Source organism: Pseudomonas sp. LBUM1646 (genome assembly GCF_059716165.1).
The window spans coordinates 2,104,888-2,131,638 of record NZ_CP166810.1 but is presented as its reverse complement, the minus strand read 5'-3'; the positions used below and the strand labels follow the sequence as shown (position 1 = coordinate 2,131,638).

The 26,751-nt window shown below is 60.2% G+C and carries 16 protein-coding genes and 1 other RNA gene; 7 read left to right on the top strand and 10 right to left on the bottom strand.

Going from position 1 to position 26,751, the window contains the following annotated elements; all coding sequences use genetic code 11:
* The first annotated feature begins 32 nt into the window (after positions 1 to 32).
* On the top strand, positions 33 to 941 hold the full coding sequence (locus ACA071_RS09540; RefSeq protein WP_497644091.1) for a DUF2167 domain-containing protein: 909 nt from the start codon (positions 33 to 35) through the stop codon (positions 939 to 941).
* A 184-nt stretch (positions 942 to 1,125) separates the two neighbouring features.
* Here ACA071_RS09540 and ffs read toward each other — a convergent pair.
* The 6 genes from ffs to ACA071_RS09510 form a co-directional block, all read right to left on the bottom strand.
* An RNA gene (gene ffs / locus ACA071_RS09535) (signal recognition particle sRNA small type) lies at positions 1,126 to 1,222 on the bottom strand.
* Positions 1,223 to 1,514: 292 nt separating this feature from the next.
* Positions 1,515 to 2,678, bottom strand: a complete 1,164-nt coding sequence (locus ACA071_RS09530) for a zinc-binding metallopeptidase family protein (protein WP_497644090.1) — start codon at positions 2,676 to 2,678, stop codon at positions 1,515 to 1,517.
* Positions 2,679 to 2,841: 163 nt separating this feature from the next.
* Positions 2,842 to 5,202, bottom strand: a complete 2,361-nt coding sequence (gene ligA, locus ACA071_RS09525) for an NAD-dependent DNA ligase LigA (RefSeq protein ID WP_497644089.1) — start codon at positions 5,200 to 5,202, stop codon at positions 2,842 to 2,844.
* A gap of 91 nt (positions 5,203 to 5,293) precedes the next feature.
* The gene (gene zipA, locus ACA071_RS09520) at positions 5,294 to 6,148 is read right to left on the bottom strand and encodes a cell division protein ZipA (protein ID WP_109628880.1); all 855 of its coding nucleotides are present in this window, start codon (positions 6,146 to 6,148) and stop codon (positions 5,294 to 5,296) included.
* A 258-nt stretch (positions 6,149 to 6,406) separates the two neighbouring features.
* Positions 6,407 to 9,895, bottom strand: coding sequence for a chromosome segregation protein SMC (gene smc, locus ACA071_RS09515; protein ID WP_497644088.1), 3,489 nt, complete (start codon positions 9,893 to 9,895; stop codon positions 6,407 to 6,409).
* A gap of 2 nt (positions 9,896 to 9,897) precedes the next feature.
* Positions 9,898 to 10,557, bottom strand: coding sequence for a GntR family transcriptional regulator (locus ACA071_RS09510; protein ID WP_497644087.1), 660 nt, complete (start codon positions 10,555 to 10,557; stop codon positions 9,898 to 9,900).
* A gap of 266 nt (positions 10,558 to 10,823) precedes the next feature.
* On the opposite strand from ACA071_RS09510, the gene xdhA reads away from it, so the two are divergent.
* The 4 genes from xdhA to guaD all read left to right on the top strand — a co-directional run bounded on the left by xdhA (position 10,824) and on the right by guaD (position 16,951).
* Entirely contained in the window at positions 10,824 to 12,278 is a 1,455-nt protein-coding gene (xdhA, locus tag ACA071_RS09505; RefSeq protein WP_497644086.1) for a xanthine dehydrogenase small subunit, read from the top strand.
* Positions 12,271 to 14,667, top strand: a complete 2,397-nt coding sequence (gene xdhB / locus ACA071_RS09500; RefSeq protein WP_497644085.1) for a xanthine dehydrogenase molybdopterin binding subunit — start codon at positions 12,271 to 12,273, stop codon at positions 14,665 to 14,667. The genes xdhA and xdhB overlap by 8 nt, the downstream gene beginning before the upstream one ends.
* Before the next feature lie 125 nt (positions 14,668 to 14,792).
* Positions 14,793 to 15,638, top strand: a complete 846-nt coding sequence (gene xdhC, locus ACA071_RS09495; RefSeq protein ID WP_497644084.1) for a xanthine dehydrogenase accessory protein XdhC — start codon at positions 14,793 to 14,795, stop codon at positions 15,636 to 15,638.
* A gap of 8 nt (positions 15,639 to 15,646) precedes the next feature.
* Positions 15,647 to 16,951, top strand: coding sequence for a guanine deaminase (guaD, locus tag ACA071_RS09490; protein ID WP_497644083.1), 1,305 nt, complete (start codon positions 15,647 to 15,649; stop codon positions 16,949 to 16,951).
* A 242-nt stretch (positions 16,952 to 17,193) separates the two neighbouring features.
* On the opposite strand, the gene ACA071_RS09485 is transcribed toward guaD, so the two are convergent.
* Positions 17,194 to 17,958 carry a GntR family transcriptional regulator gene (locus ACA071_RS09485; protein WP_497644082.1) on the bottom strand — a complete coding sequence of 255 codons (765 nt, stop codon included), beginning with the start codon at positions 17,956 to 17,958 and terminating at the stop codon, positions 17,194 to 17,196.
* A 335-nt stretch (positions 17,959 to 18,293) separates the two neighbouring features.
* Here ACA071_RS09485 and ACA071_RS09480 point away from each other — a divergent pair, with 335 nt between their 5' ends.
* A complete protein-coding gene (locus ACA071_RS09480) occupies positions 18,294 to 19,484 on the top strand; it encodes a benzoate/H(+) symporter BenE family transporter (RefSeq protein ID WP_497644081.1) in 1,191 nt (396 codons plus the stop codon).
* Positions 19,485 to 19,623: 139 nt separating this feature from the next.
* Here the strand turns inward: ACA071_RS09480 and ACA071_RS09475 are convergent, their stop codons facing one another.
* Positions 19,624 to 19,968, bottom strand: coding sequence for a YggL family protein (locus ACA071_RS09475; RefSeq protein ID WP_497644080.1), 345 nt, complete (start codon positions 19,966 to 19,968; stop codon positions 19,624 to 19,626).
* Between the two features lie 234 nt (positions 19,969 to 20,202).
* On the opposite strand from ACA071_RS09475, the gene dacB reads away from it, so the two are divergent.
* Positions 20,203 to 21,663 carry a D-alanyl-D-alanine carboxypeptidase/D-alanyl-D-alanine endopeptidase gene (gene dacB / locus ACA071_RS09470; RefSeq protein WP_497644079.1) on the top strand — a complete coding sequence of 487 codons (1,461 nt, stop codon included), beginning with the start codon at positions 20,203 to 20,205 and terminating at the stop codon, positions 21,661 to 21,663.
* 133 nt (positions 21,664 to 21,796) lie between these two features.
* Here dacB and ACA071_RS09465 read toward each other — a convergent pair whose 3' ends face one another.
* On the bottom strand, positions 21,797 to 24,196 hold the full coding sequence (locus ACA071_RS09465; RefSeq protein WP_497644078.1) for a sensor domain-containing diguanylate cyclase: 2,400 nt from the start codon (positions 24,194 to 24,196) through the stop codon (positions 21,797 to 21,799).
* Positions 24,197 to 24,338: 142 nt separating this feature from the next.
* Complete coding sequence (gene rlmKL / locus ACA071_RS09460; protein ID WP_497644077.1) at positions 24,339 to 26,609, bottom strand: bifunctional 23S rRNA (guanine(2069)-N(7))-methyltransferase RlmK/23S rRNA (guanine(2445)-N(2))-methyltransferase RlmL; 2,271 nt, start codon at positions 26,607 to 26,609, stop codon at positions 24,339 to 24,341.
* Positions 26,610 to 26,751 lie beyond the last annotated feature (142 nt).

Sequence of the window (26,751 nt, the reverse complement as noted above, 5' to 3'; positions counted from 1 at the left end):
CGCGAAATTAATTCAAAATGTAAGGGACTACGATGAAACACCTCCGCCCATTCCTGATGGCTGCGCTGCTGTGCGCACTCCATAACCCGGCACAAGCGACCACAGCTCCGCAGCCAACACCTGTCGAAGCGGCACAGGTCGAGCAAACACCCGAACAGTTTCTCGCCAGCCTCAAGAAGCAGCACGGCACCATCACCCTGCCCTCCGGCATTGCGACGATGAAACTCAATGACGAGTTTTACTACCTCGACCCGAAAGACACCGAGCGCTTGCTGACCGAAGGCTGGGGCAACCCGCCCGGCCACAAGACCCTGGGCATGATCATCCCAAAAGCCGTGAACCCACTGACCGCCAGCGGCTGGGGCGTGATCGTCAGCTATAAGGACGACGGGCACGTCTCCGACGAAGACGCGGCCAAAATCGATTACGCCGACCTGCTCAAGCAAATGCAGGAGGAGGATGAGGAAGACAACAAGGAGCGGCAAAAGCAGGGCTATGCCGGTCTGCACTTGCTGGGCTGGGCCGAGCAACCGCATTACGACGAAGCCAGCCACAAAATGTACTGGGCCCGAGAGCTGAAAGCCGACGATGCCGAAGACAGCACGCTGAACTACAGCATTCGGGTACTCGGCCGCAAAGGGGTACTGGAATTGAACGCCGTCGCCGCCATGGCAGACCTGCCGATGATCAAGCAGGAACTGCCGAAAGTCATCGCCTTCACCAACTTCACCGACGGCAACCTGTACACCGACTACAGCCCCGGCACCGACAAACTGGCGTCTTATGGTCTGGCGGCACTGGTGGGTGGTGGACTGGCGGCCAAGGCCGGTTTGTTTGCCAAGATCGGCATCTTCCTGCTGGCCGCGAAGAAGTTCCTGATCGTCGGGCTGGTAGTGATCGCAGGTTTTGTACGTAAGTTGTTTAGCCGCAAGTCGTCTTAAGCGATTTGGTTTTTTGTGCTGCCAGGGAACGCTGGCAGCACAGGATCCTTAAACAACAGGCACGAAAAATCCGCCGCATGCAGTGCAGCAGGCAAACAAAAATCGGGGTTTTTAAAACGAGATGTATCGAAGGGCGTTGCGCGCTCACCTCCTCGAAGCTGAGGACGTGGCGTTATGGAGGCAACCCCACCAGCCACACCCCGGCACACAATGTTCCCGCTGTGGCTGCTTCCTTCCGGATCTGACCAGGTTCACGGGTAATCGTTGCGGGGGGACCGATGGGGTCACCATAACGACGTTCACCTGACGGCGAACGGCGCCATTGTACCTATCTGAGACGAAGTTACAACCGTTCGATCCAGATTAAAAATATGAATCAGGTCAAGGACATGCGCAGCCCCCGAAAACCCGCCTCGTAGCAGCTGGCGAAGCCTGCGCTCGGCTGCGCAGCAGTCGTAAACTCAGACGCCTCGGTTTGTCAGTTAAACCGCGCTAGCCAGATAAACGACTGCTTCGCAGCCGAACGCAGCCGAACGCAGGCTTCGCCAGCTGCTACACAGGCTTGCGTCGTGCCTATTGCGCCAACACCTCATCCGCCCTGCCGCCCTCCTGTTGGATCACCAGGTGGATAAAGTGCAGCTTGGCGATCACCGGTGGCGGCAGGACGAATGGATAGAAATCCGGCTGCCCCATGCTTCGCGATAACTCGTTGAGCATGCCGGCCAGCTCGATCCACGCGTTGACGAACGACAGGAACGCCGCGCCGCCGGGATGCTGCGGGTCGTAGAGGGTGCTGGGCGGGAATGGCTGGTAATCGAAGTCCATTTCCCGGGCACTCATGCCGAAGCCCAGGGCGGTGTCTACAGCGTCCATCATGTGCAGGTAGTGAGCCCAGGTTTCAGCCCAGTCCTCCCATGGATGCATCGTCGCGTAGGCGCTGACGTAATGCTGCTGCCAATCCAGTGGTGAGCCTTGCTGGTAATGCCGTTCAAGCGCATCGGCGTAACTGGCGCGCTCGTCGCCGAACAGCCCACGAAACGGTTCCAGCCATTGGCTATTGGCGATCAGTCGATCCCAGTAGTAATGCCCGACTTCATGGCGGAAGTGCCCGAGCAACGTACGATAGGGTTCGTGCATCTGCACCCGCACCTGCTCGCGGTGAGCATCATCGGCTTCCTTGATGTCGAGGGTGATCAGGCCATTGGCGTGACCGGTGGTCGGCGGTTTGCCTTCGAGGTCGACGCCGATGAAATCGAAGGCCAGGCCGGTTTCTTCGTCCACGGCTTTCGGGATGACCTGCAAACCGAGGCTGACCAGTTGCGCGACCAATCGACGCTTGGCCGTCTCGACCTTGCGCCAGCGTTCAGGGTTTTCGGGAATCGATAGATCAGGGATGGTGTGGTTCAGGCTACAAGCAATGCACAACGCATCATGGTCGTTGGCCGGCAGCAGCCAGTTGCAGGCGGCCGGGGAATCGAGATTGGCGCAACGGCGAAACACACCCGCCTCAGGATCAGCATCGAGCAGCCAGGTGTCCGCTTGCGGGCCGGGTTGCAGCGACGACAAGCGACTCTGTTCCGGCTGATAGCCCAGCGCCGCCGAGCAGGCCAGGCACTGGCTGTTGCGAAAGAACAACGACTGCCCACAGCGGCAATGCCAGACTTTGCTATTGCGCGAGCTCTCGCCGATGAAGGGCGCGGCGATGCGGGAACTGAGCTGTTCGAAGAAACGGTACATGGCGAACTCTCCCTGAGGGGTGCCAAGACTAGATCATTTCAGCTTCAAGATCGTTCCCACGCTCTGCGTGGGAATGCATCCCGTGACGCTCCGCGTCACATTCAGAAGCGGACGCAGAGCGTCCGTGGCGGCATTACCACGCGGAGCGTGGGAACGATCATCATCACTCGACCGGGATGCCGTGTTCCTTCAGGAACACCACAAACGCCTCTTCATCCAGCACCTTCAACCCCAGCTCATTGGCCTTGGCCAATTTGGAGCCCGCTCCCGGCCCTGCGACCACGCAATGAGTCTTGGCCGACACCGAGCCCGCCACCTTGGCGCCAAGGCTTTCAAGCTTGTCCTTGGCCACATCACGGCTCATCAATTCGAGCGAACCGGTCAGCACCCAGGTCTGCCCGGCCAGCGGCAAGCCTTCGACGACTTTCTTCTCGCTCTGCCAATGCATGCCGAAATCACGCAGTTGCTTCTCGGCGGCTTCAGCGATCTGGCGATTGTCTTCGACGGCGAAAAACTCCCGAACCGAATTCGCCTGCTTCTCCGGCAGCGCCTGACGCATGTCCAGCCAATCCGCTTCGAACACCCCTTCCAGCGAACCAAACTTGTCCGCCAGCTTCTGCGCCCCGCCCGGCCCCACCGACGGAATGTGCAGCTTGTCGAGGAACCCGCCGAGCGTGGTGCTCGCGGAAAACTCGGCGCCCAACTCACCCTGATCCTGAATCTGCAAACCGTGCTTGAGCAAATCCGCAATCACCTGCCGGTTATGCGCATCTTCAAAGAAGCTGTGAATCTCGTAAGCCACTTCCAGGCCGACATCCGGCAAGTACGTCAGCACTTGCGGCAACGCCTGCTGAACCCGTTCCAGCGAGCCCAGGGAGCGCGCCAAGACCTTGGCCGTCTCTTCGCCGACATCGGGGATGCCGAGGGCGTAGATGAAACGCGCCAGGCTCGGCTGCTTGCTGTCTTCGATGGCGCCGAGCAGTTTCTTGCTCGACAGTTCGGCAAAGCCTTCCAGGTCGACAATGTCTTCGAACTTCAGCGCATACAGATCGGCCGGCGAACTGACCAGGCCTTCGTCGACCAGTTGCTCAACGCTCTTGTCACCCAAGCCTTCAATGTCCATGGCGCGACGGGAGACGAAGTGGATGATCGCCTGCTTCAACTGAGCACCGCAGGCCAGGCGTCCGACGCAGCGGTACACCGCGCCTTCGCTGACGGTCTCGCGCCCCTTGCTGCGCTTGACCAGTTGCGTGCGCTCGACATGGGAGCCGCACACCGGGCACTTTTCGGGAATCTGCACCGGCCGTGCGTCTTCCGGACGTCGCTCAAGTACAACTTGCACCACTTGCGGAATCACATCGCCGGCGCGGCGAATGATTACCGTGTCGCCAATCATCAAGCCCAGGCGAGCGACTTCATCCATGTTGTGCAACGTCGCATTGGCCACGGTGACGCCGGCCACCTTGACCGGTTTCAAACGCGCCACCGGCGTCACGGCACCGGTACGACCGACCTGGAATTCCACGTCGAGCAATTCGGTAAGTTCTTCCATCGCCGGGAATTTGTGGGCAATCGCCCAACGCGGCTCCCGCGCACGAAATCCCAATTCACGCTGCGAAGCAATGCTGTTGACCTTGAACACCACGCCATCGATTTCATAGCCCAGCGCGTTACGCCGTTCGCCGATATCGCGGTAGTAATCCAGGCATTCATCGATGCCATGGGCCAGTTTCATTTCATGGCTGATGGGCATGCCCCAGGCTTGAAGCTGCTTCAGATTGCCGATGTGGGTGTCGGCAATATCGGCGGAAATCTGGCCGATGCCGTAGCAGCAGAACTCCAGCGGGCGGTTGGCGGTGATCTTCGAATCCAGCTGGCGCAAGCTGCCGGCCGCCGCGTTACGCGGGTTGGCGAAGGTCTTGCCGCCGACTTCCAATTGCGTGGCGTTGAGCCGTTCGAAACCAGCCTTGGACATGAACACTTCGCCGCGCACTTCCAGGGTCGTCGGCCAGCCGGTGCCGTGCAGCTTGAGCGGAATATTGCGCACGGTGCGCACGTTGACGCTGATGTCTTCGCCAGTGGTGCCATCGCCGCGCGTGGCACCACGCACCAGCACGCCGTCCTGATACAACAGGCTGACCGCCAGACCATCGAGTTTCGGTTCGCAGCTGTATTCCACCGCCGCACCGCCACCGAACAGGTCGCCGGCCGGCAGGTCCAGGCCTTCGGTCACCCGGCGATCGAACTCGCGCATGTCGGTTTCTTCGAAGGCGTTGCCGAGGCTGAGCATCGGCACTTCATGGCGAACCTGAGTGAACGCCGACAGCGCCGCGCTGCCGACGCGCTGGGTCGGCGAGTCGCTGGTGATCAGTTCGGGGTTGGCCGCTTCGAGGGCCTTGAGCTCGTGGAACAACCGATCGTACTCGGCGTCCGGAATGCTCGGCTCGTCCATCACGTGATAGCGATAGTTGTGCTGATCCAGCTCAGCGCGCAGCTCTAGAATGCGGGTTTTGGCGGCAGTCATGGGTGTTCTCTCATAAAGCAAAAGAGCAGCCGAGGCTGCTCAATCTATTTTGCCGATCGTCCCGCGCACCGCGCGGTAGCAACCTTTTGAATCAACGCTTCTGGGTCAGGGCGCGACGTTCGAATTCAACGATGCGCTGACGGTAGTGCTCAATGGTCTGGGCAGTCAGCACGCTGCGCTGGTCGTCTTTCAGTTCGCCATTCAGCTCCTGGGACAGTTTGCGCGCTGCGGCCACCATCACGTCGAAGGCTTGCTTCGGATGACGCGGGCCTGGCAGGCCGAGGAAGAAGCTCACTGCCGGGGTGCTGAAGTGGTCGATGTCGTCCAGATCAAAGATGCCCGGCTTGACCGCATTGGCCATGGAGAACAGCACTTCACCGTTGCCAGCCATGCTTTCGTGGCGGTGGAAAATATCCATCTCGCCGAAACGCAGACCGCTTTCCAGAATGTTCTGCAACAGCGCCGGGCCTTTGAAGCCAGCAGCGTCGCGGCAGATCACACTGATCACCAGCACTTCTTCGGCTTGCGGTTGTTCCTTGTCGCTGACCGAAGGCGAAGACTTGGTGTCATCCGGGAAATCGTCGTCACGGCTGCTGAAGCTCGGGCCACCATCCAGGTCCAGACTCAAGTTCATGTCGCCCTGGGAAGGCTCGCCATGGCCACGCTTGCCGCGCTTGGAACCCGACTCACGGGGTTCCCGGGCCGGCATGCTCACCGACGGCAGATCGTGCTCGTCCAGTTGCGGCTCTTTATGCGTATCCAGCACCCGAGGCGGGCCCAACAGCTCGGCGCTGGTGTCCTCGTCCGGCAGGTTGGACAGACTTCGGTCAAGACGGAATTTAAGTTTTCCCTTGCCGCCGCGCATGCGACGCCAGCCATCGAAAAGAATACCGGCAATGACAATAATGCCGATGACGATCAGCCACTCGCGCAGACCGATTTCCATGTAATCCCGTGCCTCTATAAAAAATGCTGAAAAATAAGGGGTTTACAACGTGCAAACCGCTTTAAAACGTGGCGCCAACTCTATGTTCTGACAGGCGTTTTGCCCACGTATACGAAAAATTGACATTAAACTAGCACGACCAAAGGCAACTTTACACCGTCTGTCACAATGGCTTGAGCGAATATGTCGATTGGCCAGCAAGTAAAGGGCAAGTAAATAAGCCTACAGCGCTTAAACACCTGTCCTACAGCCAGCGACTCAGGCATCCACCATCGCCATCGCCTCCTCGACATCCACTGCCACCAAGCGTGAGCAACCCGGCTCGTGCATCGTCACCCCCATCAGTTGATCGGCCATTTCCATGGCGATCTTGTTGTGGGTGATATAGATGAACTGCACCGTCTGCGACATCTCTTTGACCAGCCGTGCGTAGCGTCCAACGTTAGCGTCATCCAGTGGCGCGTCAACTTCATCGAGCATGCAGAACGGCGCCGGGTTCAACTTGAAGATCGCAAAAACCAGGGCCAATGCGGTCAGGGCTTTTTCGCCACCGGAGAGCAAATGGATGGTGCTGTTCTTCTTCCCTGGCGGCTGCGCCATGATCGTTACCCCTGTATCGAGTAGATCTTCGCCCGTCAGTTCCAAATACGCGCGCCCTCCACCGAAAACTTTTGGGAAAAGTGCCTGTATTCCGGCATTGATCTGATCAAAGGTATCTTTGAAGCGGTTGCGGGTTTCCTTGTCGATCTTGCGAATCACGTTTTCCAACGTATCCAGCGCTTCCACCAGATCGTCGTTCTGCGCATCCAGATAACGTTTACGCTCGGATTGTTGCGTGTATTCGTCGATGGCTGCCAGGTTGATCGCGCCCAGACGCGCAATGCGCGCGGCAATCCGCTCCAGCTCTTCCTCAGCCTCCTTCTCGTTGGCTTCGGCCACCAGGGTCGCGATCACGCCGTGGAGGTCGTAGCCGTCCTCCAGCAACTGATCTTCCAGGGTTTTGCGGCGCACGGTCAGGGCTTGCCATTCCATGCGCTGGTGTTCGAGTTGGCCGCGGATCAATTGCGATTGCTGCTCGGCCTGATTGCGGCGCTTCTCGGCGTCACGCAGTTCGCGGTCGGCATCTTCCATGGCCATTTGCGCGGTCTTGAGTTCTTCGTCGACGGTCATGCGCTTGTCGAGCAACTCTTCGAGTTTCAGGCGCAGTTCCTCCAGCGGTGCCTCGCCCTCTTCCAGATTCAAACTCAGCTGCTCGCGCTTTTCAGTCAGGCGCTCGGACTGCATCTCCAGCCGTTCCAACGCCTGACGCGTGGAATCATGCTGCGCCTTGAGCGAGCCCAGACGCACCGCCAGTTGATGGGCGTGATCCTTGTGCTGACGAGCTTCCTGGCGTACCCGATCGAGGCGTTCGCGCAAACTGTCGCGCTGGGCCAGCAGCAACTCGCGCTGCTCGGTGTCCAGCGCCATGCTGTCGAGGGCTTCCTGCAATTGCAGGCGCGCTTCGCCGATATTTTCGTGTTCCAGCGCCCGTTGTTCGCCCAGCTCAACGAGCTCTTCGTCGAGGCGAGTGCGGCGCAAGGTCAGTTGTTCAGCCTTGGCTTTCCCGGCGGACAACTGCGCTTTTAATTCGCCTTGCTGACGGGCTTCGTCTTGCAGCAGACGGCGCAAATGTTCACGACCGTTTTCCTGCTGACGCTGTTGCGCCCTGAGATTTTGCAGTTGGGTTTCCAGGGTTTCGACTGCGGCTTCGCGCTCTTCACGCTCAAGGCCCAGGCTCTGGATTTCCTGGCCGCGAGCGAGCACGCCGCTTTCCGCCTCGCTGGCCCGGCGCACGCGTAAAAAGTGTCGGCCGACCCAGTAACCGTCGCGGCTGATCAGGCTTTCCCCTGCCGCCAATTGACCGCGCAAGGCCAAGGCCTGTTCGAGGTTATCGACCGGTTTGACCTGCCCCAGCCACGGCGACAGATCGATCTGCGCCTCGACCTTCTCGAGTAAGCTGCCAGCCACGCGCACGCCATCACTGGCGGGGCTGAGCAAACGCAAATCACCTTGGGCAAACCCGGCCAGATCGAAATCGCCGAAGTCATCCACCAGCACCGCTTGCAGGTCGGCACCGAGCACGGTTTCCACCGCCAGCTCCCAACCCGCTTCAACTTTCAAACCTTCGGCCAGACGCGGACGGTCGGCCAGATTCTGTTCACGTAGCCATTCGGCAGTGCCGGTGCCCGGATCGAGAGCGGCTTGCTGCAAGGCTTCCAAAGACGCGAGACGACCGTTGAGGCGCTGCAAATCGCCTTGGGCTTGTTGCTGATTTTGCAGGGCCAACTGCAATTCCTGACGCAGTTGTTCCAGGCGTTCGACCTGCGCTTCTTCACTGGCCTGCAAATCTTCAAGCGTTGCCTCGGAAGCCGCCAACTGCTCGCTGATTTCCATGATCGCCGCGTCTTCCGGGTCCGCCGAAAGCAACGCGCGCTCCTCGCCCAGACGCTTCTGCCGATCGGCCAATCGCTCCATGCTGGTTTCCAGCTGCTGGATCCGCGACTGCTGCACTTCAGATTGACGACGCGGCTCGGCGGCGGTGAGGTTGAAGGTGTCCCACTGCTCCTGCCAGCCATGCATGGTGGTTTCGGATTCTTCCAGCGCGGCGGCGGCTTCTTCGGCGGCGGCGCTGGTGACTTCCTGCTCAGGCGTGAGCAGGTCCAACTCTTCGCCGAGGGTCAGCAGCAAGGTGCGGTCGTGGCCCAGGTGCGACTCGGTTTCCAAGCGCGCGCGCTCGGCTTCTTTCAGATCATCCTGCAACTGGCGCAAACGCTGCTGGCCGTGCTGAATGCTTTGCTCGACCCGGGCGATGTCGCCGCCCACCGAATAGAAGCGCCCCTGCACCAGATTGAAGCGTTCGGACAGGTCGTGGTGACCGTCTCGCAGGCGTTCGATCGCCGCATCGGCATTGCGCTGCTCAGCCACCAAGGCTTCAAAAGTGATTTCCTGGGTGCCGATGATCGCTTCGCGCTGCCCGACCTGCTCGTTCAACGCTTGCCAGCGCAGGGCCGACAGTTGCGCCTTGAGCTGACGCTCTTCGCCTTTGTATTCCTGATACTTCCTGGCGGACTCGGCCTGGCGGTGCAAGCGTTCGAGCTGTCGCTCAAGCTCTTCACGCAAGTCAGACAGGCGGGCCAGGTTTTCATGGGTGCGGCGAATGCGGTTTTCAGTTTCGCGCCGGCGCTCCTTGTACTTGGAGATGCCGGCGGCTTCTTCAATAAAGTTGCGCAGGTCTTCGGGCTTGGACTCGATCAGCTTGGAGATCATCCCCTGCTCGATGATCGAGTAGCTGCGCGGGCCCAGGCCGGTGCCGAGGAAGATGTCGGTGATGTCTCGGCGACGGCATTTGGTGCCGTTGAGGTAATAAGTGGTCTGGCTGTCGCGGGTCACTTTGCGGCGAATGGAAATTTCCGCATAGGCCGCGTACTCGCCGAGCAGGGTGCCGTCGGAGTTATCGAACACCAGTTCGATGCTCGCCTGGCTCACCGGTTTTCGGCTGGTGGAGCCGTTGAAGATGACGTCGGTCATCGACTCGCCGCGCAAGTTTTTGGCCGAGCTCTCGCCCATCACCCAACGCACGGCGTCGATGATGTTCGACTTGCCGCAACCATTGGGCCCGACCACTGCCGCCATGTTACTGGGGAAGTTCACCGTGGTCGGGTCGACGAAGGATTTGAACCCCGCCAGTTTGATGCACTTGAGCCGCACGCTTAAGCGACCGTCAGGGCGGAAACCACCAGATCACAGCTGCGCTGGGCATACGCCGTCAGCACTTCGCGAATCTGCGGAAAGTCACGGGCGATCACCGCCGCGAGCAAGCGCTCGAACAACTCCAGGAACTCGCTCATCTCGGCCTTGCGCTGTTCCAGGGCGAGGAAATACGCGCGGCTCATGGCCGGTTGCAGATTCTCGACGGTTTCCTGCAAGTACGGGTTGTTGGCAAACGGGTACGCGGCGCGCATCACGCTGAAGCTGTCGTCGACGAACGTGCGGATGTCCTGGCGCTCGTAACTGGCGGTCAGGCGCTGCTGAATCTGCACGAACGGCGCGAGGTCGGCCTGGACTTGCCAGCCCGTGGCCACGGCGTTGCCGAGCAAGATGTAGAGCTCGCTCATCAGCGTGCACAGGCTCTGGACCTTGTGCGCGGTGAGTTCGGTGACATGGGCGCCCCGTCGCGGCAGGATCGCGATCAGGTGGCGACGCTCGAGGATCAGCAAGGCCTCACGGACTGAACCGCGGCTGACATTGAGGGCCAGCGTGACCTTCTGTTCCTGGATGCGCTCTCCCGGCTTCATTTCGCCGCGAATGATGCGTTCGGCGAGGTGGTGAGCAATTTGCTCGGCGAGGCTGTCCGGCGCCTTGAACGTCATGGTTGTCCTTCAAACTCTTCGATCTGCACAAGCGGCGCAGTGTAGCGCAATTGGTACGTCATGGCGGAGTGCCCACCCGGCGGTTTTTGGCACGAATTAAGCAAAAAGCAGGCTAACCCGTGAGGGTCAATACTGATGGAACGCGCTGTTGATCGACAAAACGTGATTTCCTGACCTTTAAGTCAGAAAACCATTGACCGAAAAGTCAGACCTGATAAATTCGGTTCAAATCGGTTAACAACAATAATGAGTCTGCGAGGCCTTCCGTGATCCAGTTTTTACTAAACCAGGAACTCCGTAGCGAGCACGCCCTGGACCCGAACCTGACCGTGCTCAATTACTTGCGCGACCATGTGGGCAAACCCGGCACCAAAGAAGGCTGCGCCAGCGGTGACTGTGGCGCATGCACCGTGGTGGTCGGCGAGTTGCAAACGGAAGACGACGGCCGCGAGCACATTCGCTATCGCAGCCTCAACTCGTGCCTGACGTTCGTTTCGTCGCTGCACGGCAAACAACTGATCAGTGTCGAAGATCTCAAGCACCAAGGCGAACTGCACAGCGTGCAAAAAGCCATGGTCGAGTGCCACGGTTCGCAATGCGGCTTCTGCACCCCGGGCTTCGTGATGTCACTGTTCGCCCTGCAAAAGAACAGCGACGAACCCGATTCCCATAAAGCTCACGAAGCGCTGGCCGGCAACTTGTGCCGCTGCACCGGCTATCGGCCGATCCTGCAAGCCGCCGAACAGTCCTGCTGCGGCAAGCAACCGGACCAGTTCGATGCTCGCGAAGCCGACACCATCGCCCGCCTGAAAGCCATCGCCCCCACCGACATCGGCGAACTCAACAGTGGCGACAAACGCTGCCTGGTGCCGCTGACCGTCGCTGATCTGGCCGACCTCTACGACGCTTATCCACAGGCTCGCCTACTGGCTGGCGGTACGGACCTGGCGCTGGAAGTCACGCAGTTCCACCGCACCCTGCCGGTGATGATCTACGTCGGTAACGTCGCCGAGATGAAGCGCATCGAACGCTTCGATGATCGCCTGGAAATCGGCGCCGCGACCGCCCTCTCCGATTGCTACGACGCACTGAAAACCGAATACCCGGACTTCGGCGAATTGCTGCAACGCTTTGCTTCGCTGCAGATTCGTAACCAAGGGACCCTGGGCGGCAACATCGGCAACGCCTCGCCGATTGGCGACTCACCTCCGCTGCTGATTGCCCTGGGCGCGCAGATCGTCCTGTGCAAAGGCGAAACCCGCCGCACCCTGGCGCTGGAAGATTACTTCATCGATTACCGGGTCACCGCGCGCCAGGAAAGCGAGTTCATCGAAAAGATCATCGTGCCGCGCGCCAGCGCCGAACAACTGTTCCGCGCCTACAAGGTTTCCAAGCGTCTGGACGATGACATTTCCGCTGTCTGCGCCGCGTTCAACCTGCGCATCGACAACGGCGTGATCGCCGACGCCCGCGTCGCTTTCGGCGGCATGGCCGCAACACCAAAACGTGCAAAAAGCTGCGAAGCCGTATTGCTCGGCGCCACCTGGAACAACGACACCGTCGAACGCGCCTGCGCCGCCCTGGCCGAAGATTTCACGCCGCTCTCGGACTTCCGCGCGAGCAAGGAATACCGCCTACTCAGCGCGCAAAACCTGCTGCGCAAATACTTCATCGAACTGCAAACGCCGCACATCGAGACTCGGGTGACCGCTTATGTCTAATCATCACGCTGTAGAGAAGACCCAAGCCGAACTGGCTGAATTGTTCGCCAAGGACCTGACCACCGGTGTCGGCCGCAGCGTCAAGCACGACAGCGCCGCCAAGCATGTGTCCGGGGAAGCGCAGTACATCGATGACCGGCTGGAGTTTCCGAATCAGCTGCACGTTTATTCACGCCTGTCGGACCGCGCCCACGCAAAAATCATCAGCATCGACACCAAGCCTTGCTACGCCTTTGAAGGCGTGCGCATCGCCATCACCCACGAAGACGTACCGGGCCTGAAAGACATCGGCCCGTTGCTGCCGGGCGATCCGCTGCTGGCGATCGATGACGTGCAATTCGTCGGTCAGCCAGTGCTCGCCGTCGCGGCGAAAGATCTGGAAACCGCGCGCAAAGCCGCGATGGCCGCGATCATCGAATACGAAGACCTCGAACCGGTGTTGGACGTGGTCGAAGCCTTGCGCAAACGCCACTTCGTGCTCGACAGCCACACCCATCAGCGCGGCGATTCGGCCGGCGCGCTGGCCACCGCTGAACATCGGATTCAAGGCACGCTGCACATCGGCGGCCAGGAACACTTCTACCTCGAAACCCAGATTTCTTCGGTGATGCCGACTGAAGATGGCGGGATGATCGTCTACTGCTCGACCCAGAACCCAACCGAAGTGCAGAAGCTTGTTGCCGAAGTGCTGGATGTGTCGATGAATAAAATCGTCGTCGACATGCGCCGCATGGGCGGTGGTTTCGGCGGCAAGGAAACCCAGGCCGCGAGCCCCGCGTGCCTGTGCGCGGTGATCGCGCACCTCACCGGTCAACCGACCAAGATGCGCCTGCCACGGGTCGAAGACATGCTGATGACCGGCAAGCGTCACCCGTTCTACGTCGAGTATGACGTCGGCTTTGACAGCACCGGTCGCTTGCACGGCATAGCCCTGGAACTGGCCGGCAACTGCGGTTGCTCACCGGACCTGTCGGCGTCGATTGTCGACCGTGCGATGTTCCACGCCGACAACTCGTACTATCTGGGCGACGCGACCATCAATGGTCATCGCTGCAAAACCAACACCGCGTCGAACACCGCTTACCGTGGTTTCGGTGGCCCGCAAGGCATGGTCGCTATCGAAGAAGTGATGGACGCCATCGCCCGTCATCTGGCCCTCGATCCACTGGCGGTGCGCAAGGCCAACTACTACGGCAAGACCGAGCGCAACGTCACCCATTACTACCAGACCGTCGAGCACAACATGCTCGAGGAAATGACCGCCGAACTGGAAGAAAGCAGCCAGTACGCCGAGCGCCGCGAAGCGATCCGTCGCTACAACGCCAACAGCCCGATCCTGAAAAAAGGCCTGGCGCTGACCCCGGTGAAATTCGGTATTTCCTTCACCGCCAGTTTCCTCAACCAGGCCGGCGCACTGATCCACGTCTACACCGACGGCAGCATCCACTTGAACCACGGCGGCACCGAAATGGGCCAGGGCCTGAACACCAAAGTCGCGCAGGTCGTGGCTGAAGTGTTCCAAGTGGAAATGGACCGCGTGCAGATCACCGCGACCAACACCGACAAGGTGCCGAACACCTCGCCGACGGCTGCTTCCAGCGGTGCTGACCTGAACGGCAAAGCCGCGCAAAACGCAGCGGAAATTATCAAGAAACGCTTGGTAGAGTTCGCCGCGCGGCACTACAAGGTCAGCGAAGAAGACGTGGAATTCCACAACGGCCATGTGCGAGTTCGCGACCATATCCTGACCTTCGAAGCGCTGATCCAGCAGGCGTATTTCGCCCAGGTTTCGTTGTCGAGCACCGGGTTCTACAAGACCCCGAAAATCTTCTACGACCGCAGTCAGGCCCGGGGTCGTCCGTTCTACTACTACGCCTTCGGCGCGGCGTGCTGCGAGGTGATTGTCGACACCCTGACCGGCGAGTACAAAATGCTGCGGACCGACATTCTTCACGACGTCGGCGCCTCGTTGAACCCGGCCATCGACATCGGCCAGGTCGAGGGCGGTTTCATCCAGGGCATGGGGTGGCTGACCATGGAAGAACTGGTGTGGAACAACAAAGGCAAACTGATGACCAACGGCCCGGCGAGCTACAAGATCCCGGCCGTGGCCGACATGCCGCTGGACCTGCGGGTGAAGCTGGTGGAAAACCGCAAGAACCCGGAAGACACCGTGTTCCATTCCAAGGCTGTGGGTGAGCCACCGTTCATGCTCGGCATCGCTTCGTGGTGTGCGATCAAGGATGCCGTGGCCAGTCTGGGCGACTACAAGCATCAACCGAACATCGATGCGCCGGCGACCCCGGAGCGGGTGTTGTGGGGGTGTGAGCAGATGCGCCAGTTGAAAGCCGTTAAAGCGGTGGAAGCTGAATCCGAGGTGGTGGTTTGATTGTTCCCACGCTCTGCGTGGGAATGCAGCCCGCGACGTTCTGCGTCGCATTGTGAACAGCGGACGCGGAGCGTCCAGAGATGCGTTCCCACGCAGAGCGTGGGAACGATCTTGAGAGGTGAAACATGTACAACTGGATCGACGCCCTCGCCGACCTGCAATCCCAGGGTGAACCCTGCGTGCTGGTGACCATCATCGAAGAACTCGGCTCGACGCCGCGTAATGCCGGTTCGAAAATGGTCATCAGCGCCAGCCAGACCTTCGACACCATCGGTGGCGGGCATCTGGAATACAAGGCCATGCAGATCGGCCGCGAGATGCTCGCCAGCGGCAAGCAGGACACGCACCTGGAACGCTTCAGCCTCGGCGCCAGTCTGGGCCAGTGCTGCGGCGGCGTGACCGTGTTGCTGTTCGAACCGATGGGCCAGGTCCAGGCGCAAATCGCCGTGTTCGGCGCCGGCCATGTCGGTCGGGCGCTGGTGCCGTTGCTCGCCAGCCTGCCCTGCCGGGTGCGCTGGATCGATTCTCGGGAAGCGGAGTTCCCGGAGCATATCCCTCACGGCGTGCGCAAAATCGTCACCGAAGAACCGGTGGATGAAATCGACGACCTGCCCGTCGGCAGCTACTGCATCGTCATGACGCATAATCACCAGCTCGACCTCGAACTCACCGCCGCGATCCTCAAGCGCAACGACTTCGCCTACTTCGGCCTGATCGGTTCGAAGACCAAACGGGTGAAGTTCGAACACCGCCTGCGTGATCGCGGTTTCGACAGCGCCGTGCTGCAACGCATGCGCTGCCCGATGGGCATCGGCGAAGTCAAAGGCAAGTTGCCTGTGGAAATCGCCATCTCCATCGCCGGCGAAATCATCGCCACGTATAACGCGAATTTCGGCCAGCAGACCGCCAGCGCCGGATCATCGATTGCCAAACTGCTGCCCGCTTCACGCCGCAGCCAAGCCTCTAGTTGAGAACTCACATGCCTTTCACTCGCAAAGCCTACCGCGCCGCCATCCTGCACAGCATCGCCGACCCCGCCGAAGTGGGGATCGAAGCCTCCTATGAGTATTTCGAAGACGGCTTGCTGGTAGTCGAAAATGGCAAGATCAGCGCCATCGGTCACGCCACCGAATTGTTGGCAGCCCTGCCGGCGGACATCGAGATCACCCATTACCAGGATGCGCTGATCACCCCGGGCCTGATCGACACCCACATCCACTTGCCGCAAACCGGCATGGTTGGCGCTTACGGTGAGCAATTGCTGGACTGGCTCAACACTTACACCTTCCCCTGCGAAAGCCAGTTCGCCGACAAGGCCCACGCCGATGAAGTCGCGGATATTTTCATCAAGGAATTGCTGCGCAACGGCACCACGACCGCGCTGGTGTTCGGCAGTGTGCATCCGCAATCGGTGAACTCGTTCTTCGAAGCGGCCGAGCAATTGGACCTGCGGATGATCGCCGGCAAGGTGATGATGGACCGCAACGCGCCGGACTACCTGACCGATACTGCCGAATCCAGCTATGTCGAAAGCAAGGCGCTGATCGAGCGCTGGCATGGCAAGGGTCGCTTGCACTATGCGGTCACCCCGCGCTTCGCCCCGACCAGCACCCCGGAACAACTGACCCTCGCCGGCCAGTTGCTCGGCGAATATCCTGATCTGTACATGCAGACTCACATCAGCGAAAACCTCAAGGAAGTCGAGTGGGTCAAGGAGCTGTTTCCGGAGCGCAAGGGCTACCTCGACGTTTACGATCACTACCAATTGCTGGGCGAGCGCTCGGTATTTGCCCATGGCGTGCACCTGTGTGACGACGAATGTGCACGACTGGCAGAGACGGGCTCGGCGATCGCCTTCTGCCCGACCTCGAACTTCTTCCTCGGCAGCGGTTTGTTCAATTTGCCGATGGCCGAGAAGCACAAAGTGAATGTCGGCTTGGGTACGGACGTTGGCGGCGGCACCAGTTTCTCGCTGCTGCAAACGTTGAACGAAGCGTACAAGGTCATGCAGTTGCAAGGTGCGCGGTTGAGCCCATTCAAATCGCTGTACCTGGCGACCCTCGGCGGTGCGCGGGCGCTGCGGCTGGAAGACAAGATCGGTACTTTGCATGCCGGCACCGATGCGGACTTCCTGGTGCTGGATTACAACGCCACGCCGCTGCTCAGCTATCGCTTGAAGCAGACCAATAACATTGCCGAGACGTTGTTTGTGTTGATGACGTTGGGGGATGACCGGACTGTTCTGCAGACGTATGCGGCGGGGAAATTGGTGCATCAGCGCTAAGGTTTTCTTCGGGCTGATCGTTCCCATGCTCCGCGTGGGAACGATCTGATCAGCGTTAAGGCTTCCCGGGCAAAAAAAATCCCCCGCAATCGATGGTTGCGGGGGATTTTTTGATCGTTGATCGTTCCCACGCTCCGCGTGGGAATGCAGCCCGGGACGCTCCGCGTCCCATCCAAAGCCGAACGCGGAGCGTCCGTTGAGGCATTCCCACGCGGAGCGTGGGAACGATCAGCGTCGAACCGTCAGATTTTTGCGGAAGACCTACCCGGCTTCTTGGTCTGCAACAAATGCGAGAACACCGCGTGCAAATCATCCGACGCACTTTCTTCGTCGAGGTTGAGTTTGCTGTCGATGTGATCCATGTGATGCATCATCAAGTCCACCGCCAGCTCACCGTTGCGCGCTTCGATCGCATCGATCAACTGGGTGTGTTCATCATAAGAACAGTGCGAGCGGTTGCCGCTTTCGTACTGGGCGATGATCAACGAGGTCTGGGACACCAGGCTGCGCTGAAAGCTGATCAGCGGTGCATTCTTCGCCGCTTCGGCCAGTTTCAGGTGGAATTCACCCGACAGGCGGATGCCCGCGCCGCGATCGCCACGGGAGAAGCTGTCGCGTTCGTCGTTGACCATCTGCCGCAATTCGGCGATTTGCTCGGCGGTGGCGTGCTGCACTGCCAGTTCCGTGATCGCCCGCTCGACCAAACGACGGGCGAGGAACACCTGGCGAGCCTCTTCGACGCTCGGGCTGGCGACGACCGCGCCACGGTTTGGTCGCAGCAACACCACGCCTTCATGGGCCAGGCGCGACAGCGCGCGGCGAATGATGGTGCGGCTGACCCCGAAAATTTCCCCCAGCGCTTCTTCGCTCAACTTGGTGCCGGGCGCCAGGCGCTGTTCGAGGATGGCCTCGAAGATATGCGCGTAGACAATATCGTCCTGGGTGCCGCTGCGGCCGGCTTTGCCTGCTCGCGATTGTTTCTTTAGGGGCTGCAACTGTTCGTTCATGGGCACTCGAGTCGGGAGAACTGCGGCGAATAGACCGTGACTGTAATACGGCACAGTGGGTCGCTGGCAAGTATCGCGTAAAAAACACCGCGATTGTACACAATGGATGGTGGCAACACGACTGTATGGCTGTTTGCGGCCTCGGCTGTATTGCAACGGTCCGTTACATTTGAGTTTAGGCTTGAACCTGGAATCCGCTGCCCGAACGCAATTCCTGTGTAGGAGCGAGGCTTGCCCGCGATAGCGATCTCAGGGACGCCATCGCGGGTAAGCCTTGCTCCTACAGGTTTAGCGTTGCGGCGGACATCTTCACCAGAACAAGGAACACCGCTGTCATGAACGACGCCACGCAAACGCAACTGCGCCCCCTGGCCGACACGTCACCCTCGGCCATCGTTGCCGGTTTCATCGCCATGATGACCGGCTACACCAGTTCCCTGGTCCTGATGTTCCAGGCCGGGCAAGCGGCGGGCCTGACCAGCGGGCAGATTTCCTCGTGGATCTGGGCGATCTCTATCGGCATGGCAGTGTGTTCGATTGGCCTGTCCTTGCGTTACCGCACACCGATCACCATCGCCTGGTCGACACCCGGCGCGGCCTTGTTGATCACCAGCCTGGGCGGTGTGACTTACGGCGAAGCCATCGGCGCCTACATTACCTGCGCGGTGCTGGTGACGATTTGTGGTTTGACCGGCAGCTTCGAACGGCTGGTGAAAAAGATTCCGGCGTCGCTGGCCGCGGCATTGCTGGCGGGGATTCTGTTCAAGATCGGCAGCGAGATTTTCGTCGCGGCCCAGCATCGCACGGCACTCGTGCTGGGGATGTTCTTCACTTATCTGGTGATCAAACGCCTGTCGCCCCGTTACGCGGTGCTCGCCGCGCTGTTGGTCGGCACCGCATTGTCCGGGTTCATGGGGCTTTTGGATTTTAGCGGCTTTCATCTGGAACTGGCGACGCCGGTCTGGACCACGCCACACTTCTCCCTGGCGGCGACCATCAGCATCGGCATTCCACTGTTCGTGGTGGCGATGACCTCGCAGAACATGCCCGGCATCGCCGTGTTGCGCGCCGACGGCTACAACGTCCCGGCCTCGCCGCTGATCACCACTACCGGCATCGCCTCGTTGCTGCTGGCACCGTTCGGCTCCCACGGCATCAACCTGGCAGCGATCAGCGCGGCGATCTGCACCGGGCCGCACGCCCATGAAGATCGCAACAAGCGCTACACCGCCGCGGTCTGGTGCGGGATTTTCTACGGGATTGCCGGAGTGTTCGGCGCGACGCTGGCCGCGTTGTTTGCCGCGTTGCCTAAAGAGTTGGTGCTGTCGATCGCGGCGCTGGCGCTGTTCGGTTCGATCATCAATGGCTTGAGCATCGCCATGAGCGAAGTGAAGGAGCGGGAAGCAGCGCTGATTACCTTTATGGTCACGGCGTCGGGGTTGACGCTGTTTTCCATCGGGTCGGCGTTCTGGGGGATTGTGGCGGGGGTTTTGACGTTGGTGATTTTGAATTGGCGTAAAAGCTAAAAGCACGCAGCCTCGTTTCACTCGACAGCTGCTACAGGGCGATGCAATCCATGTAGCAGCTGTCGAGTGAAACGAGGCTGCGGTCATTTAATCTACGCATAAAAAAACGGCGACCCGTGGGTCGCCGTTTTTTATGACATCAAGCTACCGGATTGATTGGCTTCTCCGGGTACCAGACGTCCAGCAGCGGGCTGACGGTTGCTTCGGTCAGTTCGCTGCGGCCTTTGAGCCAGGCTTCTACAGCAACACGCTGCTCTTCGGACACCGAGCCACGTTTCTGCAGGCAAACCAGACCGAAGTCGTCGCCACCAACATAACCCAGACCGTTGGCTTCCATAGCTTCTTTCAGGAACGCGTCGAGGAAAGCATCAATGGCTTCATCAGCCAAATCTTCTTTGAAATCCAGGTTCAGTTCGAAACCCAGCTCTTGAAATTCATCGACGCACAGTTTTTTGCGCAGACGCTGGGAACGGTTAGTCGCCATTGGAACAATCCTCATAAGTAATAACGGGCGGCACTTTAGCAGTTTAAGGCGCCAATTGCCCGTTTCGCAGTAGTGGCCAGCCTACCGTCGGTAAAAAAATAGCGGATTAGAAGGTCGGGGCACGGCACAAGCCGCGTCACCTTGGGGCATAATGCCGACACTTTCATGACCACTGAGGGATTTTATCTTCATGCCCTCGCCTTTTTTCCCCTCGCCCGTAGGGTTTTACTTCACATGATCAAATCTTTGCGTCCACTACTACTTGCCGGTCTTCTTCTCCCCCTGGCCCTCCCGGTTTCCGCCGCTCCGATCAATACCGCGCTGTCACCCAACGTTGAAAAAGCCCTCAAGGCCAGCAAATTGCAGGACAACGCCCTGTCCCTGGTGATGATCCCGCTGAACGGCCCCGGCACCCCAACCATTTTCAACGCGGATGTCTCGGTCAATCCGGCCTCGACCATGAAACTGGTCACCACTTACGCTGCCCTGGAAATGCTCGGCCCGAACCACCAGTGGAAAACCGAGTTCTACACCGACGGCACCCTCAGCGGCGGCATCCTTAACGGCAACCTCTACCTCAAGGGTGGCGGTGATCCGAAGCTGAACATGGAAAAACTCTGGCTGCTGATGCGCGACCTGCGGGCCAACGGCGTGATCCAGGTCACCGGCAACCTGGTGCTGGACCGTGGCTTCTTCATGCAACCGCAACTGCCCGAGTTCAATGACGACGGCAATGACGAGAACAAACCGTTCCTGGTCAAACCCGACTCGCTGATGGTCAACCTCAAAGCCCTGCGCTTTGTGGCGCGCAACGACAACGGCAAGGTGCTGGTGTCGGTTGAGCCGCCGATTGCGACGATTAACATCGACAATCAGGTCAAGGCGATCAACTCCAAGCAGTGCACCGGTGGCGTGCGCTACAACCCGGTGACCCAGGCCGATGGTAGCGTGACCGTAACCGTTGGCGGCCAGTTGGGCGAAGGCTGCAGCTCACAGACTTACCTGTCGCTGCTGGATCACGCGACCTACACCGCAGGCGCCGTGCGGGCAATCTGGAAAGAACTGGGCGGCAGCATCCAAGGCAAGGATGTGCTGGGATCGACACCGAAAGATGCCAAAGTGCTGGCGCGGGCGTTCTCGCCGGACCTGGCGGAAATCATTCGCGACATCAACAAATACAGTAACAACACTATGGCCCAGCAGCTGTTCCTGAGCCTGGGCCAAAAGTTTCGCAACGATGCCGACGGCGACGACGCCAAGGCGGCCCAGCGTGTCGTGCGTCAGTGGCTGGCCCAGAAAGGCATTACCGCGCCGCACCTGGTGATGGAGAACGGCTCCGGCCTGTCCCGCGCCGAACGAGTGAGCGCCCGTGAAATGGCCGGCATGCTGCAAGCCGCCTGGCGCAGCCCGTACGCTGCCGAGTTCATCAGCTCGATGCCGATTGCCGGCACCGACGGCACCATGCGCAAACGCCTGAAGACCACCGCGATGCGCGGCGAAGCTCACATCAAGACCGGCACCCTGAACACCGTGCGGGCGATCTCCGGCTTTAGCCGCGACATCAATGGCAACACCTGGGCCGTGGTCGCGATTCTCAACGACAAGGCGCCGTTTGGCGCGTCTTCGGTACTGGATCAGGTGCTGCTGGATTTGTATCGCCAGCCTAAGGTTCCAGCCACCGCTTCGGTGTTGTAACCCCCTCCACCTGATCGTTCCCACGCTCTGCGTGGGAATGCCTCAATGGACGCTCTGCGTCCGCTTTGGGACGCGGAGCGTCCCGGGCTGCGTTCCCACGCAGAGCGTGGGAACGATGATCAACGCCTTGCTCCTACACGTGCTGCGCCTCAACCCGATCCCTGCCCGCCTGCTTCGCCGCATACACCCCCGAATCCGCCCGCAGCAACAGCGCATCCGCACCCTCGCCGACCTGCCAACTGGCAATCCCGAAACTGGCGGTCACCGTGCCGACGCCGTCGATCGGTGAACTGCGTAACGCTTGCCACAATTGCAAGGCCAGGACATGGGCGTGTTCGCCATTGATGTCCGGGCACAGCACCATGAACTCCTCGCCACCCAGACGACAGAACACGTCGGTGCGGCGCAGGCGATGGCCAATGCGCTCGCACACGGCCTGCAACACCCGGTCGCCCACGGCGTGGCCATGTTGGTCATTGATCCGTTTGAAGTGATCGATGTCGAGCATGATCACCGACAACTCGCCACCGCCGCGTTCGACCCGGGCCATTTCAGTGGTCAGGCGCTCCTGGAAGTAACGACGGTTATTAATGCCGGTCAAGGAGTCGGTCACCGACAGCGCCCGCAACTCTTCTTCAACGCGTTTCAGATCAGAGATATCCGAGATGTAGCCGTGCCACAGCACGCCGCCACCCGGCAGTTCTTCCGGAGTCGCTTCACCACGCACCCAGCGCAGTCCGCGCTGAGGCAGTTGCACGCGGTACTCCTCGCGCCAGGGGCTGAGGGTATCGGCCGAGGCGCGGATTGAGGCGCGGACCCGAGTTGAATCCTGTGGATGAATCCGGGTGAAGATTGCTTCGGCGTTGAGCAGCAACACATCCGGTTCCAGCTCGTAGATCTCGCGGATGCCGTCGCTGGCATAAATCACACTGAAGCGTCCGTCGAATTCCATCTTGAACTGGTAGATGCCGCCGGGCACATGGGCGCTGAGCTTCTTCAGCAACAAATCCCGCGCCGCCAAGGCCTCGTGGACGCGTTTGCGCTCGGTGATGTCGATGCAGATCGCCAAGTGCCCGACCCACAGCCCTTGCTCATCCAACACCGGCGTCGCCAGCATGTTCACCGTCAAGTGGCTGCCATCCTGACGCACCAGGGTCCATTCGCGGGCTTCGTGCCCCCCCTCTTCGCCGCCCTCGACCAGCATCGCCTGGCACGTCGGGATCAACTTGCCATAACGCGCGCTCAACTCCGCCGAACGGGCCACCAGTTCCCGGGGGAAGTGCAGGTTTTCCAGGGTCATGCGCCCCACCACCTCGGCAGCAGTGTAACCAAGCATTTGTTCGGCGCCGGCGTTGAAGGTGCTGATGACCCCGCGCAAATCGGTGGCAATGATCGCCACTTGGGTCGCCGCATTCAGCACGCCGCGCAACTGGCCGTGGGTGCCGCGCAATTCTTGCTCGCGAGCGCGCAGCTCCTCGGTGCGCTGTTCGACCATTTTCAGCGCCCGTTGGCGCTGGCTGACCAGCACGTAGAGCAAGGCACTGAGCAACAGGCTAAGCAAACTGCCGAGCACCACGAGGCTGCTCGCCGAAGAGTGGTTGGCCTGCACAAAGGCTTCGCTGGGCTGGATGTCCACTTGATAGTCGTGGTCGGCCAGGCGCAGCAAGCGGCTCGCGGACAATTCACTGACGGCTGGAGGCTTCGCCGATTCGTACAGCACTTCGTGTTGATCGTTGGTGGACAGGTCGAGAATGCGCACCGTCAGATAATCATGACCGGCCTCCGGCAATCCGTCGGCCAGTAACTGGCGCATGCTGATCACCGCCATGACGTAACCGAACGGCTTGGTCGTCGGCGCTTGCAGGTCTTCACGTCGAACCACCGGCGCCACCAGCAGCACACCCCGGGCATAGGCCGGTTCGACACTCACCAGGTGCATCGGTTGCGAAACCGCCATGCCACCGCGCGCATCCGCCCGTTCCAGCGTCGCACGCCGCAACGGCTGGGCGAGCAAGTCGTAGCCCAGCGGCGAGCCGAGTCGACTTTGCGTCTGACTGTAAAGCACCACCACGTACTCATCGCGTTCCGCCGCCAGTTGCAGCTCGCCCGAGGCGTTGAGTTCACGAATGGAAAAGTCGCTCACCCCCTGGGCGCGCGCCTCTTGCTCAAACGCCGGACGTTCGTCGCCGCTGACCCGCTTCGCGAAGGAGTACGCCTGGGTGCGGTGCAATAAAGGTTGGGTGTAACCGTCAAATTCGGCGCGGGACACCGATTCGGAATTGGCAAAGAACCGGCGGAGGCCGTCGAGGCGCTGCTCCTGATCTTCAAAACGTTCTTCGATACGGCTGTAACGCTCACTGGCCAGCAGTTGAAAGCGTTGCCGCAATTGATGGTGAAACAGGTTCAACGTGGCCCAGGCCAGCAGTCCCGTGAGAATCCCGCCAGCGAGCAATACCAATATCGCGACCAGCCAGGCCGAGACATCTTCGCTGATAAAACCCAGGATCTTGGGGCGCACGGCGTGCAACGACATAAACGCAACTCAAAACGCCAGGTGCCGGAGAAGCCCATTGGCTGTGCTTGAGTTATAGCTATTAGCCACTAATTTGACCAGCACTGAAAGAACCCAAGAGCCTTTAAAAATCAAGGCTCTGTGGATCCAATCCAGTCAGGTGTCAGCGGGCCGTGATTTTCCAGGCACGATGGATCTTGCCGTTGCGGGCAAAGTCCGGATCGATGGTCTTGTCGGTGATTTCCTCGACCGCGTAACGGGTGGTGAGGTTCTCCTCCAGCACGAACTTGCGGAAGTTGTTGGAGAAGTACAACACCCCGCCCGGGGCCAGGCGCGCCATGGCCAGGTCGATCAACTGCACCTGGTCACGCTGCACGTCGAAGATCCCTTCCATACGCTTGGAGTTGGAGAAGGTCGGCGGATCGATGAAGATCAGGTCGAACTCATCACGGCAGGCATCGAGCCAGACCATGACGTCGCCCTGCTCCAGACGGTTCTTGTCGGAGAAACCGTTCAGTGACAGGTTGCGACGCGCCCAATCGAGGTAGGTTTTTGACAGGTCAACGCTGGTGGTGCTGCGCGCGCCGCCCTTGGCTGCATGAACACTGGCGGTCGCGGTGTAGCTGTACAGATTGAGGAAGCGTTTGCCGGCGGCCTCTTTCTGGATGCGCATACGCATTGGCCGGTGATCGAGGAACAGCCCGGTGTCGAGGTAGTCAGTCAGGTTGACCAGCAGCTTGACCCCGCCTTCATTGACCTCGACAAACTTGCCCTGGGCCGCTTGGCGTTCGTACTGCTTGGTGCCGCTCTGACGCTCGCGACGCTTGACCACCACGCGGCTCTTGTCGATGTTCAAGGCCTGCGGAATCGCCGCCAAGGCATCGAACATACGGGCCGAGGCTTTTTCCGGGTCGATGGATTTCGGCGCGGCGTATTCCTGGACGTGGACCCAATCCTGGTACAGGTCGATGGCCATCGAGTATTCCGGCATGTCGGCGTCATACACGCGATAGCAGTCGATGCCTTCACGCTTGACCCACTTGCCCAACGCCTTGAGGTTCTTTTGCAGGCGGTTGGCAAACATCTGCCCGCCTTCGCTCAAGCGCGGTTGCTCGATCACGACCGGAGCCGGTTTGATCGGGTTGCCGTTCTTGTTGTACTTCTCGTACTTGCCCGGCGCCACGTCGTTGTCTGCGACTTCGACTTCCGCCTGCTCGCGCTCGACCTGACGCTGTTCCGGGGTGCGACGCTCGCCAGTGACGAACTGATCCGGGGTGACCTTGATCAGTAGCAGCTTGCACGGCAACGCGCCGTTCCAGAACGAATACTGTTTGTGGCTGCGGATGCCCATGCGCTTGCCCAGGTCCGGGGCGCCGGTGAACACCGCGGCTTCCCAGTTCAGGCAGGCCTGGCGCAGACGTTCGCCAAGGTTCTGGTAGAGGTAGAGCAGGCTCGCCTCGTCGCCCAGACGCTCGCCGTACGGCGGGTTGCAGATGACCAGGCCTTTCTGGTTCTGGTCCGGACGCGGTTCGAAAGTGCCGACTTCGCCCTGGTAGATCTTGATCCACTCGCTCAGGCCGGCACGCTCAACGTTGTTGCGGCCCGGTTGAATCAGTCGTGGATCAGCTTCGTAGCCGCGAATCCACAGCGGTGGCTTGGCCAGGCCGGCGGCGCAACGCTCGGTGGCTTCTTCGTGGAGTTTTTTCCACAGCGCCGGGACGTGGCCGAGCCAGGCGGTGAAGCCCCACTGCTCGCGACGCAGGTTCGGCGCCATATCGGCGGCGATCATGGCGGCTTCTACCAGGAATGTACCGACACCGCACATCGGGTCAGCCAGCGCGCCGCCTTCGGCCGCAATGCGTGGCCAGCCGGAACGGATCAGGATCGCGGCCGCGAGGTTTTCCTTCAACGGTGCCGCGCCCTGCTGCAAGCGATAACCGCGCTGGTGCAGGCTGTGGCCGGACAGGTCGAGGGAGAGGATGGCTTCGCCACGGTCCAGGCGCAGGTGAATGCGCAGGTCCGGGTTGAGCTTGTCGATGGACGGACGGTCACCCTGCGGGGTGCGCAGTTTGTCGACGATGGCGTCTTTAACTTTTAAGGCGCCGAAGTGGGTGTTGTCGATGCCCGAGCCGTGACCGCTGAACTCGACGGCCAGGGTGCCGTCGTTGAGCATGTGGTCTTGCCACTCGATATCGAGCACGCCGTGGTACAGGTCTTCGGCGTCCTTCATCGGGAACCGCTTGAGCACCAGCAGCACCCGGTTCGCCAGACGCGACCACAGGCACAGGCGATAAGCGGTTTCCATGGTCGCCATGCCACGCACGGCCGAGGTGTGCTCACGCGCTTCTTCAAGGCCAAGCCCGACGGCTTCCTCGATGAGCAGGCCTTCAAGGCCTTTAGGGCAAGTGAGGAAGATTTCGAATTGATCGGACATTGGAATTTCAGAGCCTTTGGCTAAGTGAACCGACAACGCATTGCCGGTCCGGTTTTCAATCAGGCGCTTTTCTAAAAGAGCGCCCGCGTGGCACGAAGGTGTGCCGTCCCACCCTGACTGCTCGGGTTAAAAGAGCTTAGAT

What these genes read in the sequence shown, in the direction of transcription:
- ACA071_RS09540 (WP_497644091.1), top strand. Translation starts at nt 33, where the DNA reads ATGAAACACCTCCGCCCATTCCTGATGGCTGCGCTGCTGTGCGCACTC.
- ACA071_RS09530 (WP_497644090.1), bottom strand. Translation starts at nt 2,678, where the DNA reads ATGTACCGTTTCTTCGAACAGCTCAGTTCCCGCATCGCCGCGCCCTTC.
- ligA (WP_497644089.1), bottom strand. Translation starts at nt 5,202, where the DNA reads ATGACTGCCGCCAAAACCCGCATTCTAGAGCTGCGCGCTGAGCTGGAT.
- zipA (WP_109628880.1), bottom strand. Translation starts at nt 6,148, where the DNA reads ATGGAAATCGGTCTGCGCGAGTGGCTGATCGTCATCGGCATTATTGTC.
- ACA071_RS09510 (WP_497644087.1), bottom strand. Translation starts at nt 10,557, where the DNA reads ATGACGTTCAAGGCGCCGGACAGCCTCGCCGAGCAAATTGCTCACCAC.
- xdhB (WP_497644085.1), top strand. Translation starts at nt 12,271, where the DNA reads ATGTCTAATCATCACGCTGTAGAGAAGACCCAAGCCGAACTGGCTGAA.
- xdhC (WP_497644084.1), top strand. Translation starts at nt 14,793, where the DNA reads ATGTACAACTGGATCGACGCCCTCGCCGACCTGCAATCCCAGGGTGAA.
- guaD (WP_497644083.1), top strand. Translation starts at nt 15,647, where the DNA reads ATGCCTTTCACTCGCAAAGCCTACCGCGCCGCCATCCTGCACAGCATC.
- ACA071_RS09485 (WP_497644082.1), bottom strand. Translation starts at nt 17,958, where the DNA reads ATGAACGAACAGTTGCAGCCCCTAAAGAAACAATCGCGAGCAGGCAAA.
- ACA071_RS09480 (WP_497644081.1), top strand. Translation starts at nt 18,294, where the DNA reads ATGAACGACGCCACGCAAACGCAACTGCGCCCCCTGGCCGACACGTCA.
- ACA071_RS09475 (WP_497644080.1), bottom strand. Translation starts at nt 19,968, where the DNA reads ATGGCGACTAACCGTTCCCAGCGTCTGCGCAAAAAACTGTGCGTCGAT.
- dacB (WP_497644079.1), top strand. Translation starts at nt 20,203, where the DNA reads ATGATCAAATCTTTGCGTCCACTACTACTTGCCGGTCTTCTTCTCCCC.
- ACA071_RS09465 (WP_497644078.1), bottom strand. Translation starts at nt 24,196, where the DNA reads ATGTCGTTGCACGCCGTGCGCCCCAAGATCCTGGGTTTTATCAGCGAA.
- rlmKL (WP_497644077.1), bottom strand. Translation starts at nt 26,609, where the DNA reads ATGTCCGATCAATTCGAAATCTTCCTCACTTGCCCTAAAGGCCTTGAA.